The 12,847-nt window shown below is 63.3% G+C and carries 14 protein-coding genes; 10 read left to right on the top strand and 4 right to left on the bottom strand.

Going from position 1 to position 12,847, the window contains the following annotated elements; translation table 11 throughout:
* Positions 1-131: 131 nt before the first annotated feature.
* Positions 132-1,261, bottom strand: a protein-coding gene (locus tag J4G43_RS00720; protein WP_129557670.1) for an IS3-like element ISRj2 family transposase whose coding sequence is annotated in 2 segments (ribosomal slippage) — positions 132-1,009 and positions 1,009-1,261 — 1,131 coding nt in all. Because the reading frame shifts where the segments join, the coding sequence is not laid out codon by codon here.
* A gap of 59 nt (positions 1,262-1,320) precedes the next feature.
* On the bottom strand, positions 1,321-2,085 hold the full coding sequence (locus J4G43_RS00715) for a hypothetical protein (RefSeq protein WP_225004562.1): 765 nt from the start codon (positions 2,083-2,085) through the stop codon (positions 1,321-1,323).
* A 249-nt stretch (positions 2,086-2,334) separates the two neighbouring features.
* Here J4G43_RS00715 and J4G43_RS00710 point away from each other — a divergent pair, with 249 nt between their 5' ends.
* The 4 genes from J4G43_RS00710 (at position 2,335) to J4G43_RS00695 (ending at position 4,566) form a co-directional block, all read left to right on the top strand.
* The gene (locus J4G43_RS00710) at positions 2,335-2,796 is read left to right on the top strand and encodes a DUF3305 domain-containing protein (protein WP_166063434.1); all 462 of its coding nucleotides are present in this window, start codon (positions 2,335-2,337) and stop codon (positions 2,794-2,796) included.
* Between the two features lie 20 nt (positions 2,797-2,816).
* Positions 2,817-3,452, top strand: a complete 636-nt coding sequence (locus tag J4G43_RS00705) for a DUF3306 domain-containing protein (RefSeq protein WP_208083771.1) — start codon at positions 2,817-2,819, stop codon at positions 3,450-3,452.
* Between the two features lie 36 nt (positions 3,453-3,488).
* The gene (locus tag J4G43_RS00700) at positions 3,489-4,100 is read left to right on the top strand and encodes a TorD/DmsD family molecular chaperone (RefSeq protein ID WP_225004560.1); all 612 of its coding nucleotides are present in this window, start codon (positions 3,489-3,491) and stop codon (positions 4,098-4,100) included.
* A 256-nt stretch (positions 4,101-4,356) separates the two neighbouring features.
* Positions 4,357-4,566: a hypothetical protein gene (locus J4G43_RS00695; RefSeq protein WP_208083770.1), complete on the top strand. Its 210-nt coding sequence runs from the start codon at positions 4,357-4,359 to the stop codon at positions 4,564-4,566.
* A gap of 32 nt (positions 4,567-4,598) precedes the next feature.
* On the opposite strand, the gene J4G43_RS00690 is transcribed toward J4G43_RS00695, so the two are convergent.
* Positions 4,599-5,768, bottom strand: a complete 1,170-nt coding sequence (locus J4G43_RS00690; RefSeq protein WP_208083769.1) for a GAF domain-containing sensor histidine kinase — start codon at positions 5,766-5,768, stop codon at positions 4,599-4,601.
* 103 nt (positions 5,769-5,871) lie between these two features.
* Here J4G43_RS00690 and J4G43_RS00685 point away from each other — a divergent pair, with 103 nt between their 5' ends.
* Positions 5,872-6,255, top strand: a complete 384-nt coding sequence (locus tag J4G43_RS00685; RefSeq protein ID WP_208083768.1) for a response regulator — start codon at positions 5,872-5,874, stop codon at positions 6,253-6,255.
* Positions 6,256-6,277: 22 nt separating this feature from the next.
* Here the strand turns inward: J4G43_RS00685 and J4G43_RS00680 are convergent, their stop codons facing one another.
* On the bottom strand, positions 6,278-7,549 hold the full coding sequence (locus J4G43_RS00680) for an MFS transporter (RefSeq protein ID WP_208083767.1): 1,272 nt from the start codon (positions 7,547-7,549) through the stop codon (positions 6,278-6,280).
* Between the two features lie 296 nt (positions 7,550-7,845).
* On the opposite strand from J4G43_RS00680, the gene J4G43_RS00675 reads away from it, so the two are divergent.
* The 5 genes from J4G43_RS00675 to lptB all read left to right on the top strand — a co-directional run bounded on the left by J4G43_RS00675 (position 7,846) and on the right by lptB (position 12,757).
* Entirely contained in the window at positions 7,846-9,171 is a 1,326-nt protein-coding gene (locus J4G43_RS00675) for a UbiA family prenyltransferase (RefSeq protein ID WP_208083766.1), read from the top strand.
* Positions 9,172-9,288: 117 nt separating this feature from the next.
* A complete protein-coding gene (locus tag J4G43_RS00670; protein WP_208083765.1) occupies positions 9,289-9,903 on the top strand; it encodes a ribonuclease D in 615 nt (204 codons plus the stop codon).
* Between the two features lie 146 nt (positions 9,904-10,049).
* Entirely contained in the window at positions 10,050-10,781 is a 732-nt protein-coding gene (gene lptC, locus J4G43_RS00665) for an LPS export ABC transporter periplasmic protein LptC (protein ID WP_063985962.1), read from the top strand.
* Positions 10,782-10,786: 5 nt separating this feature from the next.
* The gene (locus J4G43_RS00660; protein ID WP_071917040.1) at positions 10,787-11,503 is read left to right on the top strand and encodes an LptA/OstA family protein; all 717 of its coding nucleotides are present in this window, start codon (positions 10,787-10,789) and stop codon (positions 11,501-11,503) included.
* A gap of 246 nt (positions 11,504-11,749) precedes the next feature.
* On the top strand, positions 11,750-12,757 hold the full coding sequence (gene lptB / locus J4G43_RS00655) for an LPS export ABC transporter ATP-binding protein (RefSeq protein WP_063980191.1): 1,008 nt from the start codon (positions 11,750-11,752) through the stop codon (positions 12,755-12,757).
* Positions 12,758-12,847 lie beyond the last annotated feature (90 nt).

The following is a 12,847-nucleotide window of genomic DNA, read 5'->3' as shown; positions in this document are numbered from 1 at the left end:
TGTTTGGACAGCGCCCCGCTGGATTTAAGTGGATTCCTGCCGGGTTATGCTGAACGCGGGGCTTTACGGTTTTGTCGTTGCGTCGGGAGGGCGTAGCCCGACCAGAGCGACGACAAAACCGTCGGCGACGGTCATGCGGCCATCACCATAGCTTGCGTGCCGAAGTAAGCCTCGTCGGGCGTGCGCCCGTCAAGGCTCGAGTGAGGGCGTCCCTGATTGTAGAAGGCCAGATACTTGGCAATTGACGCTCGCGCCTCGGACACGCTGTCGTAGGCGCGGAGATAAACTTCTTCGTATTTGACCGTGCGCCAGAGCCGCTCGACAAACACGTTGTCGCGCCAGGCGCCCTTGCCGTCCATGCTGATGGCGATCTTCGCGTCCAGCAGCACATCGGTGAACTCGAGGCTGGTGAACTGGCTGCCCTGATCCGTGTTGAAAATCTCGGGCCTGCCGTGCTTCGCCAACGCCTCCTGGACCGCTTCGACGCAGAAGGCCGCCTCCATTGTGATCGAGACGCGATGGGCCAGGACCCGTCGGCTGAACACATCGACGACCGCCGCGAGATAGACGAAGCCACGCCGCATCGGAATGTAGGTGATGTCCATTGCCCACGCATGGTCGGGCCGCTCGATCTTCAATCCGCGCAACAGGTACGGGTAGATCTTGTGACCCGGAGCCGGCTTGCTCGTGTTCGGGCGACGATAGACCGCCTCGATCCCCATGCGCTTCATCAGCGTCGCGATGTGGCGGCGACCGGCGTATACGCCCTCCCGCCGCAGCAACGATCGCAGCATACGCGCTCCCGCGAAGGGATAATCGAGATGCAGCTCATCGAGCCGACGCATCAAGGCAAGGTCCTCGGCCGAAACTGGCCGAGGTTCATAGTAGACCGTGCTGCGAGCCAGCTTCAGGACCTTCGCCTGGCGCACGATAGAAAGATCATGATCGCGGTCGATCATCGCTTTGCGCTCAGCAGGCCCGCCTTGGTGAGCGCGCCGGACAAAAAATCGTTTTCCAACGCCAGCTCGCCGATCTTGGCATGTAACGCCTTCAAATCGACCGGCGTCTCGGCCGATGTCTTGTCATGCCCAAACACGCCGGCGGCGCCTTCCAGGAGCTGGTTTTTCCAGATCGTGATCTGGTTCGGATGAACATCAAACAGTTGCGCCAGCTCCGCCAGTGTCTTGTCGCCTTTGACCGCAGCCAAAGCAACCTTCGCCTTGAATGCCGGAGAATGCGTCCGGCGGCTCTTCTTCGTCATCTTCGCTCCTGATTCGCAGCAAGAATCCTCGCCGCTGTCAGGCAGAAAATCCACTCAAGCTACTGTCCGAATTTGCGGAGCCAGCTCTCGAAGGTCCCGACGAGGTCGCGCGCTTTCAGCACGGCCTGGAGGATTGCTGCGGGACTGCCGGGATCCGCGCGCAGATAGCCGTCGCGCAAGTCGGCAGGAACCAGCGCCGGCCCGCCGGTCAAGTCGAGGACGATGTCGCAGCTCGAACGGGCGTTGTTGCGCGACGCGCCGAACGTCAGGGCTCGACGCGAGGACGGTGCGGCTTCGGCGAAATCGTCGACCACGACATCGAACGCGCCCAGGTGTCCCTTGACACTCGTTATCCGGCCCTTGGCAATCGGATAGTCGGCGTTACGTGGCGGTGCGATCGCGGCTGGCGGCGCAATCAGCACGGTGACGTCGAGATGCTCCTTCAGCAAGTCGCCAGCCTCGATCGCGGCCTCGTCGCGGCCGTAGATCAGGATGACTCCGCTGCTTTCCAGCTGGACCATCGACGTGGGTGCGGTGACTTCGGCCGCGGCCGCCAGCAGCGCGGCCATCTTCGGTCCCGCGCGGTCGGCATCGCCAGACCATCCGGCGGTCTCGCGGATGTTGGCAAACTGTATCGAATTCGCACGATTATTTTCGGAAGCAACCTGCGAAAACAACGCTGCCTGCTGCGTGCAGGCCACCGTGAGCGGACCATCTTCGGCGGCGACAGCCTTGAATCGGCCGAGTTCGGCGCCGCAGAGCTGCGTCGCCGCCGTCACTTCACCGCGGCAGCCGCGGCGAATTGCGTCTGCATCGAGCGGCATCGTCCCTTCGCATGAGCAGATCAGGAGGCGCCTGCTGGTGTCAGATATGACGGTCACAATATCTCGCGGCTCCCAAAATAGAGCGGCCACCTACTGGCCCGTTCACCCCCGAAGTATATACTCCGCGTATCGGAAAAGACGACGCCCGTATCATGAGCGCACGATTATCGCTCTCGCCGGGGGCGAGCGCGCAGCGTCGCTGGATTGGCTTCGGAAGCAGGAACCACGTCTCGATCGCGAGAGGGTACATTGATATCGACGAGTCTTGCACGCATTGCTGTCGGTGTCGCAATCGAACGGCGCAAGGCGAAGAGTGCGTGGGCCGATTTTCTGTGGCGGCCCGTCTCGGTGTTCGCGGGAGAGCCGTCCGCGAAGCCATGGACTCCGATTGGAGGCGAAGGCGAGGTCACGTTGTTCTATGCAGGTGATGCCGTGATCGAGCTGCACCGGACCGAAACCACCAACTATCGCGAAAATCTCGCGTCAGGCTCGCCGACGCTCTGGGTCAATTTGCGTCCGACCGGGTCCGAGCCGCCCTACGAGCTGCTCGCGGTCACCGCCGATCCGGCGGAGGGCGAGGCGTTTACCGATGCAGGCAGCAATCTGGTCGAAGCCGTGCCGATGCCACCAGGCATCTCCGAGATCGTCGGCCGTTTCGTCGCCGAGCATCATGTCGAACGACCATTCGTCAAACGGCAGCGCAATCGTTAGCAGCGGCATAAGAGAGATCGATGTCAGAGACTAACGTCTTCGTTCGCTGGGCGCGGCTCAAGCAAGCCTCGAGAAGCCAAAACGCTGAACTTGCTCCGGCCGACCAAGAGCGAGCTGCCGAGCCGTCCGTAGCGAATGACGGGAACGACCAGCCTTTCGATCTCGCCAGTCTACCGTCGATCGAATCTATCAGCGCTCACACCGACATTGCGGCGTTCCTGCAGACGGGCGTTCCGGCCGAACTGACGCGCCTGGCATTGCGCCGTGCCTGGGCAACCGATCCTGCGATCCGCGACTTCATCGGGATCGCGGAGAACCAGTGGGATTTCAACGATCCCAACGCAATTCCAGGATTTGGCCCGCTCGATCCGGCGGACAACGTCGCCGATCTCGTCGCGCGGATGTCGAAGGGGCTCGAGCAGGTGGGTGACGCGCTTGCGGACGTGCCGCCGCCAACCGAGCTCATTCCGCAAGGGCGGCCCGATGCCGAACAGCCCAGTCTCGAACCGACGACATGGGCAGCTCAATCGCTGCCCGATGATGCCACGGCACGACCGGACCAGGACCGGAATGAGAGCATGCAGTCCGTCAGTCCTGCTGCCGGAGAGCCGCCCTCCCAGCGAGCACGACGTCATGGCAGCGCATTGCCCCGCTAGCAACCGGCAGGATGATATGTCTTGCGCGATCGAATAATGATGGATCCAACTTCAACAATCGCTTCAGTGCGTATCGTCGATGAATTCGACCTCGCCCGGGCGCAGGAATATGCGCTGTTGGCGACGTTGCTGACGCGCAGCCCGGACACGCAGCTGCTGCGCCGGCTCTCTGCATTGCACGGCGATTCCAGCCCGATGGGCGTGGCGCACATGGCGCTGGCGGATGCGGCGCGCCGGACCAATGAGCAGGCCGCATCGCGCGAGTTCTTTACCCTCTTTGCAGGTTTGGGCAAGGGGGCACTGCTGCCTTACGCATCACACTACCTGTCCGATACCCTGTATGGCCGTCCGCTTGCGCGGTTGCGGGAAACTCTCGAGGGGCTCGGCCTCGAAAAGGCCCCGGAGCGTACGGAGCCCGAGGATCACGCGGGATTTCTCTGTGAGATCATGGCAGGCCTTGCCGGCGGGAGCATTTTGGCGCCAGCGGGCGCCGAGCGCCTCTTCTTTGATCAGCATGTCTCACGCTGGATGAGGCGCTTTTTCGCCGATCTCGAGCGGGCCAGTTCGGCAGACTTCTATGCCGCCGTTGGCGCGCTCGGACGGACGTTTATCGATATCGAGACGGAGGCCTTTGCACTTCCGGGTTGAACACGGTGTTTTGTACGGGCGCTGCACAAATCCGTTTGGGAGCGTGCTAGATTATAGATGTAGGGATCAACAGGATGCGCGTTTTCATTATTGCCTGTCTGTTTGCCGCTGTTGTCGCACTCGGTGCCGCCGGCATCCTTGATCATTTCGTCCAGGAGTCCGCGACGACGGCGTTTGCTGAGTCGAGCGCCCGCGTTTAGCGGTCATTATTGTTTGTTAGGCTTTCTGTTCTCCACATAGACGTGGGAGACGCCATATGCGCCGGTCGCTGATCGCTTGTTTCGTCGTTGCAGCTCTGATCGCCGCTTCTGCCCTGATCTTCAGGACGCAACCTCGCTCGATAGAGCTATCCGCCGCGGCCATGCCGTCCTTGGTCGAACTGCACGCCATGGCGGGCGTCCATCAGCTCGCGGATCAGGAGATCGACGATCAGTCGCTCATTTTCCCGGCCAGCGTAAAGCAATAACCTGGCTCCAGACGATCCTGCTCCCGGCCCGCCTAGATCGGCATCTCGAAAGAGAAGGTCGTTTCGCGTGCGGTCGATATCGCACTCAATTTGCCGCCATGGGCCTGGGCGATTTGCGAAGCAATGTAGAGACCGAGTCCCAGGCCCTGCTGGCTGGGCCGGTCGCCTCGCGTGTATGGCTTGAAGAGGTTTGCCAGCGCCTTTTCGGAGATTGGCGGGCCTTCGTTGGAAACCGTCAGCCCGAACGTTCCGTCAAAGGTTCTGGCTACGACGTGGATCGGTCTATCCTGGTCACCGTGCGTAATTGCATTCCCGAGCAGGTTTGAGAACAGTTGTCCCATCTTGCTCCGATCGCAGCTGATGGGCTCTTCGATCTGGACCGATGAACTGATCGTCACGGTCGGCCAAGCCGTCCTGAACTCCGCAATGATTTGCTCCAGCACCGGCGTCAACGGCAGCGTCGCATCTTGCTTGATCGTAAGGCCTCCGCCAAGTCGGCCTCGCGCGAAGTCCATAACGTTTTCGACGATGCCGGCCATGCGATAGACGGCCTTTTGAACGCCAAGCGCGATTTCGGGCGCGCGCCCGGTGTCGAGGTTCTTCAGCAGCACGCGCATGCCTGCATCGACGGCCGCGAGGGGATTGCGAAGATCGTGTCCCAATACGCCGATGAACTGCTCGCGAAGCTCTGCCGTTTTTCGCTCGTCGACGAGATCGGCCTGGCTCCGCTCCAGACGTTGATTGAGTTCGAGCTGCGCAGCGATCAGTTCCGCCAACAGCTGAAACGTGTCGAGGATTTCCGGCGTACGAAGTTGTCGAGGCGTGGGGTCGATGGCGCACAGCGTTCCCCAAACGGTTCCGTCGATCAGGACGATGGGCGCTGAGATGTAGCTGCGAAATCCATACATGGCCGGTGTCGGATGATTGCAGAAGACGTCGTCCGTCTGCACATCGTTGATGACCACCGTGTTGCCGTGCTGCCGTATCTCGTTGCAGATGGTCGTCTCGACGCGGAGTTCCCCGCCCGGCCCAAGGCCAAAGTCGATGCTGTCCCGAACGGCGCAGCAAATCCATTGATATGAAGTTACGCGAGCTATGGCGTCGAAGCCCATGCCCGTTATGCGTGCGGCCAAATCCAGAACTTTGGGAACTGCCCCAATCTGCTGGACGGCATCCACGTCCGCCTTGATGTCAATTACCATGGTGAACCCTAACGCCCTACTCTAACAAACGCGATCCTTTGCAAGACGTTCGGTGGAACAAAGAAGCCGTTCAAACCTTAGGCTCGGTTATGCCGGAGCATAAGTGTCCAATCTCAGCCAGCATAGGGACGTGATCCTCATCGTGGAAGATGACTTCCTCATCCGCGTGAACGCGGCTGACATGGTGCGGGATATGGGCTTCGATGTCTTCGAGGCGGCCGACGCAGACGAGGCTGTCAATCTGCTGGAGACGGAACCGGCGATCACCGTCGTCTTCACAGACATTCAGATGCCCGGCTCGATGGATGGCCTTCGGCTGGCAGCGGTGATTAGAGACCGATGGCCGCCCGTTCGGCTCCTCATTACGTCCGGCCAACTCTCCCCGGCAGCGGATGACATCCCGCTCGGGGCGAGGTTCATCCCCAAGCCGTATCTTCCTGCGCAGCTGCACGACCAGCTTGAAATGCTGGCCGGCGGGCGGGCATAGCGGGCTTTTTCAAGTCGAGCCCTCAGACCACCCGTCTCCCGGTCCGCTCCGCCACCGCCTTCTGCACAAAGTACATCGCGACCAGCGAGACGATTGCCGACGCGACGACGACGTAGCCGATCCGGTCGAAATGGAGCAGCGAACCATCCGGTTGTTGTGCGATGATGGCGGCGGCGAGGACCGAACCGAGCCCACCGGAGAGCTGCTGAAGCGACGCGCTGACCGCGCTGAACGAGCCGCGCTGGCTGGGGTCGGGGATCGCCGACATCAGCGCCTGCGACGGGATCATGCGCGAGAAGATGCCGACGAACATCAGCACGTTGACGAGGATCGCGGTCGCGAGCGAGACGTGGCCGAGATGGGTGTAGATCAGCACCATGATGACAGACACCACGCTGCCGAAGACGAAGGTCGGGTACTTGCCGAACGCGTCGCTGGCCCTGCCGACCAGCGGTCCCGTGACGATGCTGAACAGGCCGGAGACGAGATAGATCGTCGGCAGATGCAGGATGTCGATCCCGAGATTATGCACGGTGAAGGCGCTGGAGAACGGCATCAGCATGTACCCGCCCGTCGCCAGCAATGTCGTGACGGCGAAGGCCAGCGTATAGCGCGGTTGTCCGATGGTCGCGATCAGATGGCGGAACGGGTTTCTGTCCTGCTTCAGTTTCAGATGCGCGTCGACCGGCTCCATCGCGAAGGCGATGACGGCGATCGCAACGATCGACAAGCCGACGATCGCAACGAAGCAGACATGCCAGTTCCAGTGATTGGCGAGAAACAGCCCGGCGGGAATGCCGAGCACCTGGCTCGCGGCGAACGCCGTCTGGACGAAGCCCATCACGCGGCCGCGCAGGTGCAGCGGAAACAGGTCGGTGATGATGGCGAGCACGACCGAGCCGATCACGCCGCCGAACAATCCGGTCACGATCCTGCCGAGCAGCAGAACGTGGTAGGTCTGCGCGGCGGCACAGAGCAGGGTCCCGAGCGTGAAGCCGACATAGAAGAACAGCAGCAGGCGCTTGCGGTCGAAGCGATCGGCAAAGCCCGCGGCCAGGATCCCCGACAGTCCCGCGCTGAACGCGTAGGCCGACACCGCGACGCCGAATTGCCCGGCCGTGATGTCGAGCGCCGGCATCAGGATGGCGCCGAGCGGCGACATGATGATGAAATCGAGGATGATCGTGAACTGCGTGAACGCGAGCAGTGCGATCAGGAGCGCCTGGTAGCGCGTAAAACCGCGCTGGCGTTCCTGCTGGTCGTCGATAGGCGCAGCGAGCGTCTGTTCGGTCATGACACCTGATTTCATCGTGGGGGCGCGCAAGCGCGCGAAACTCGCAGATGGGGTCGGCCGGGAGGATTTTCACGGGGCGCGCGGCAAAAGCCCTGCCGGAACATGAAGCTGGCGCCGGGTTGTGGGATCCATGCAACAGCAGGGTGCATGGATTGTGCCCGGCATCCCCCAGGGGCTGCCGGCCCTTCCCCCCGGTTAAGTCGCCCTTAGCGAATGCCCCCTAGGCTCTCGGCCGTCCATTTCCCTGCTCCCCGGCCTCAAGGCCGGTCATGTTGCGGCCAATAGAGCGTTTTCGGATGGAGCAGCCTGCCTGGCACTACGATTCGGGCGTCCCCACACCGTCGGTGACCCTCGCCGCGGCGCGGACGCTTGTCATCGATCTCGAAGGCGCCCTGCTGCGGTCCGAGCTGCTGCTGGAAGCGCTGTTCTCCAGCCCCGGCCGGATGCTGGCCCGCTTCGGCGCGGGCGGACGCCCGGGCATGGCGGCGCTCACCGATATCCTGGCGCAGGCCGAGCTCGACTACGCCCATCTGCCCTATGACGCCGACGTGCTGAACCAGGCCCTGGCGGCACGGGCGCGGGGCGAGGCAATCTATCTGGTGGCCGGCCGGTTTGCGCACCATGCGGCGGGCATTGCCGCGCATCTCGGGTTCGATGGCGTCGTTGCGCCGGCCGATCTCGTGGCGGCTGACCGGCTGCCGTTCGACCGCGCCTCCATGGAGCGCATCGAGACGCGCGGCAGCAGCCGTGCCAGCCTTAAGACCTGGGCGCAGGCGCTGCGCGTCTATCAATACGCCAAGAACACGCTGGTATTCGTGCCGGCGATCACGGCGCATCAGATGAATCTTGCGACGCTCGGCTACGCGTTGCTGGCGTTCCTCGCGTTCTCGGCCTGCGCGTCGGGTGCCTATCTGATGAACGATCTGCTCGATCTCTCAGCCGATCGGCAGCATCCGACCAAGCGCCATCGCGCGCTGGCGGCAGGTCGGCTGCCGATGTCCTCGGCGCTGCTTGCGATTCCCGCGCTGTGGCTGCTCGCGATCGCCGCCAGCCTCTGCATCTCGCCTTTGTTCCTCGGCGTGCTCGGTGGCTATCTCGCCACCACGATCGCCTATTCGCTCGCGCTCAAGCGCAAGATGCTGGTCGACGTCGTGACGCTCGCCGGCCTCTACACGCTGCGCATCATCGCCGGCGCGGTCGGCGTCGGCGTGGTGCTGTCGGAATGGCTCTTGATCTTCTCGCTGTTCGTGTTCACCTCGCTCGCCCTGATCAAGCGCTTCAGCGAGCTCAGCATGCGCGAGAGCGCCGGCCTCGCGGATCCCTCCAACCGCGATTACAGGATCACCGACCTGCACATCATCGGCGCGATGGCGGCGGCCAGCGCCATGAACGCGGTGACCGTGTTCTCGCTCTACGTCTCCTCCTCCGCCGTGACGCCGCTCTACAGCCGTCCCTGGATGCTGTGGCTGCTCAATCCGCTGCTGCTCTACTGGTTCGGCCGCGCCCTGATGATGGCCCATCGCCGCGAGATGCCCGACGACCCGATTCTCTACACTTTTCGCGATGGTGCCAGCCGCACGACGGTGGCGGCGATGATCTGCATCATGCTGGCGGCGATCTGACCGCGCCCCGGCGGGAACAGCTGCCGCTTGCGCCGCCCGCCGCCAGTGGCTACATCGCGGGCAATCCGATTAGCTTATGATGCCGACCGACCAATTCGATTGAGGTTTTGAAACGCCATGACCGTACGCCTGCATCGCGGCGACCTGCCCGACCTGTCCCGCTACACCGGAGCGGTGGCGATCGACACCGAGACCATGGGGCTGAACCCGCACCGCGACCGGCTCTGCGTGGTGCAGCTCTCGCCCGGCGACGGCAGCGCCGACGTCGTGCAGATCCCCAAGGGCTACACCGACGCGCCGAACCTGAAGGCCCTGCTGGCCAATCCCGGGATCACGAAGATCTTCCACTTCGCGCGGTTCGACGTCGCGGTGCTGTACGAGACGTTCGGCGTCATGACCGGCCCGATTTATTGCACCAAGATTGCCTCCCGCCTGACCCGCACCTACACCGACCGGCATGGCCTCAAGGACCTCGTGCGCGAGGTGCTCAATGTCGACCTCTCCAAGCAGCAGCAATCCAGCGACTGGGGTTCCGACAGCCTGACCGAGCCGCAGCTCGCCTACGCCGCCTCCGACGTGCTGCACCTTCATGCCCTGCGCGAGCGGCTCGACGCCATGCTGGTGCGGGAAGGCCGCACCGCGCTGGCAAAAGCCTGTTTCGACTTCCTGCCGACCCGCGCTCTGCTCGATCTCCAGGGCTGGGCGGAAGAGGACATTTTCGCGCATTCCTGAGGCCTCGGGCCGCTGTTAGCTTAGGGCTGCCGCCCCGTTTCGGACACTTTCGTGCGGCCTGTCGCAGGCTGCATATTCAGGCGGCGCCGGATACTATGGCGTGCGCCCGTCAACCGGACGAGACGAGCGACACCTCGGGAGCTCAGGTGAATTCGGCCCAGAATCCAACCTACGACGCCGCGCTTGCGGCGAAGTTTGCCAGCGCGGCGCGCCACAGCCGCCTGGTGCGGATTCTGCGCATCGCGGTGCCGGTGACGGTGGCTGCGTCCATGGCCGCGATCGTCGCCGTCTCGACCTTCCTCAATCCCTTCCAGATCCCCGTGAAGCTCGACTCCGGAAATCTCGTGGTGACGGGCACCAAGATCACGATGGAAACGCCGCATATGTCCGGCTTCACCCCGGACCAGCGGCCCTACGAGCTCTGGGCCAAGACCGCGACGCAGGACATCACCGACCCCGATCATGTCGATCTCAACGATTTGCGCGCAAAGGTGCTGATGGAAGACAAATCCACTTTGCTGCTCGATGCGCGCACCGGCCGCTTCGACAACAAGCAGCAGCAGCTCGACCTGCACAAGGACATCTTCCTGCGCACCTCGTCCGGCTATGAGGCGCGGCTGAACTCGGCCTTCGTCGACATGGGCAAGGGAACGGTCTCCTCGGATGAGCATGTCGACGTCAAGCTGACCAACGGAACGCTGACCGCCGACCGGCTGCGGATCACGGAAGGCGGCGACGTCATCCGCTTCGAGGGCAATGTGGTGATGCATCTGGACAAGCTGGATGACCCCGCCGCTGCCCAGCCTGCGCCGGCCGAGCAGCCCGCGCCGCCGGTGAAGACACGCACGCCTCAGAACAAGTCTGCCAATTCAAAGTGATTTTCATGGTGAGATTCTTTTCGCGCAACGAAGACAAGCGGTGCGCCATTCTCGGTGCGGCTGCGCTCGCCGCCACTGTTGCGCTGGTCGCAACCGGTGCGGCCGTCGCACAGAGCACGATGCAGGGCGTGCCCAACGCAATGCAGGGCTTTTCGCAAAACCGCGACCAGCCGATCCAGATCGAAGCCGCCTCGCTCGAGATGCGCGACAAGAAAAAGGAGGCAACCTTCTCCGGCAATGTGAAGGTCATCCAGGGCGACACCACCATGACGTCGAAGACGCTCGTGGTGTTTTACGACTCCGGCGGCGGCGACAAGCCGGCCGCGCCGCAGCCCGCGGCGAAGGGGACCAAGGGTGCGCCGATGCAGTCGGCGCAGCCGGGGCCGGGTGGCAGCTCCTCGATCAAGCGGCTGGAAGCGCGCGGCAATGTCGTCGTCACCCAGAAGGACCAGGTGGTAACAGGCGAGACCGCCGTGTTCGACACCAAAACCAACCTCATCACCATGCTCGGCGGCGTCGTCCTCACGCAGTGCAGGAACGTGCTGCGCGGCGATCGTCTGGCGGTCGACATGACCACGGGCGTCTCGCGGGTGGAATCCGACAGCGGCAGGGTGCAGGCATTGCTGCCGCAGGGCGGCAGCAATGATTGCGGATCGGGGAGCCCGGGCAAGCCCGCTCCGGCGCCGCCTCTGCAATTGCCCGGCGCAGGCAAACAAAAGTAAATTCCTGAAGTAACTTCAAGCGCTTGGGCCAGATTCTCCCGATCCGAGGTTGAAGCTTGCCCGGCGAGGCTGTATCTAGCGCGAAGGGCTTTCCAAGCGGGTTTCGCCGCTTTTCGGGCGTGTTTCACTGGGCATGAGACATCCCTTCACTCATGCTGTGCTGGCGAATCGCAAGGCCGGTGCGGCAGATCGCGGGATCAGGCGCGGATCATCGCGCAGGATTGTCGTGAAAGGCTAGAAGGCGGGATGGTCGATCTCTTCAGCATGTTCCGTCGGCGCCCCGCCAAGCGCGGCCGGCCAGGATTTGCGCGCCAGGACATCACCGCCCTCGGTGACAGCGTCGGCGGTCTCGTGCCCAGCCCGGTGCGGGATGCATCGCCGATCGCCCGCGACCAGATGCGCGCGCCCGACCATTTCCAGGCCGACTACCAAGCCGACTACCAGACCGAGCCGCCGCGTGCCCAGGCGGTGCATCCCGTGAGGGCCGCCAGCAGGCCCAACGGCGCCGGCGGACCGCAGCTTCTGAAGCGGCCGGGTTTCCTGGCTGTGCATAGCGTGGAAAAGAGTTTCGGCAGCCGCCAGGTGGTGCGCGGCGTCAGCATCTATGTGCGCCGCGGCGAAGCGGTCGGCCTGCTCGGCCCGAACGGCGCCGGCAAGACCACCGTGTTCTACATGATCACCGGCCTGATCAAGCCCGATCGCGGCGCGATCGAGCTCGACGGCCACGACGTCACCAAGCTGCCGATGTATCAGCGCGCGCGGCTCGGCATCGGCTATCTGCCGCAGGAAGCCTCGATCTTTCGCGGCCTCACCGTCGAGCAGAACATCCGCGCCGTGCTCGAAGTGGTCGAGCCCTCGCGCAAGAAGCGCGAGCAGCAGCTCGACTCGCTGCTCGACGAATTCAACATCACGCGCTTGCGGAAATCGCCGTCGATCGCGCTGTCGGGCGGCGAGCGCCGCCGCGTCGAGATCGCGCGCGCGCTGGCGACGCGTCCGAACTACATGCTGCTCGACGAGCCTTTCGCGGGCATCGATCCGATCGCGGTCGGCGACATTCAGGACCTCGTCCGCCATCTCACCAACCGCGGCATCGGTGTGCTGATCACCGACCACAATGTGCGCGAGACGCTCGGCCTGACCGATCGCGCCTATATCGTCTATGCCGGTGAAATCTTGACCGAGGGTAGCCCGGATGAGATCGTCGCCGATCCCGACGTTCGCCGGCTTTACCTTGGCGAGGAATTCCGCCTCTAGCCCTTTTTTCCCGTTCGTCAAGCCGTGTACATCGTGCCAAGACTAGGATAAGCAAAAATCGGACCAACTTTTGGGATCGGTTCTTGCTTC

The organism is Bradyrhizobium barranii subsp. barranii, assembly GCF_017565645.3.
GTDB lineage: Bacteria > Pseudomonadota > Alphaproteobacteria > Rhizobiales > Xanthobacteraceae > Bradyrhizobium > Bradyrhizobium barranii.
This window is presented reverse-complemented; position numbering and strand designations above follow the sequence as displayed.

What these genes read in the sequence shown, in the direction of transcription:
- J4G43_RS00705 (WP_208083771.1), top strand. Translation starts at nt 2,817, where the DNA reads ATGTCAGAGACTAACGTCTTCGTTCGCTGGGCGCGGCTCAAGCAAGCC.
- J4G43_RS00695 (WP_208083770.1), top strand. Translation starts at nt 4,357, where the DNA reads ATGCGCCGGTCGCTGATCGCTTGTTTCGTCGTTGCAGCTCTGATCGCC.
- J4G43_RS00690 (WP_208083769.1), bottom strand. Translation starts at nt 5,768, where the DNA reads ATGGTAATTGACATCAAGGCGGACGTGGATGCCGTCCAGCAGATTGGG.
- J4G43_RS00675 (WP_208083766.1), top strand. Translation starts at nt 7,846, where the DNA reads ATGGAGCAGCCTGCCTGGCACTACGATTCGGGCGTCCCCACACCGTCG.
- lptB (WP_063980191.1), top strand. Translation starts at nt 11,750, where the DNA reads ATGGTCGATCTCTTCAGCATGTTCCGTCGGCGCCCCGCCAAGCGCGGC.
- J4G43_RS00660 (WP_071917040.1), top strand. Translation starts at nt 10,787, where the DNA reads ATGGTGAGATTCTTTTCGCGCAACGAAGACAAGCGGTGCGCCATTCTC.
- J4G43_RS00715 (WP_225004562.1), bottom strand. Translation starts at nt 2,085, where the DNA reads ATGCCGCTCGATGCAGACGCAATTCGCCGCGGCTGCCGCGGTGAAGTG.
- J4G43_RS00680 (WP_208083767.1), bottom strand. Translation starts at nt 7,549, where the DNA reads ATGACCGAACAGACGCTCGCTGCGCCTATCGACGACCAGCAGGAACGC.
- J4G43_RS00700 (WP_225004560.1), top strand. Translation starts at nt 3,489, where the DNA reads ATGATGGATCCAACTTCAACAATCGCTTCAGTGCGTATCGTCGATGAA.
- J4G43_RS00670 (WP_208083765.1), top strand. Translation starts at nt 9,289, where the DNA reads ATGACCGTACGCCTGCATCGCGGCGACCTGCCCGACCTGTCCCGCTAC.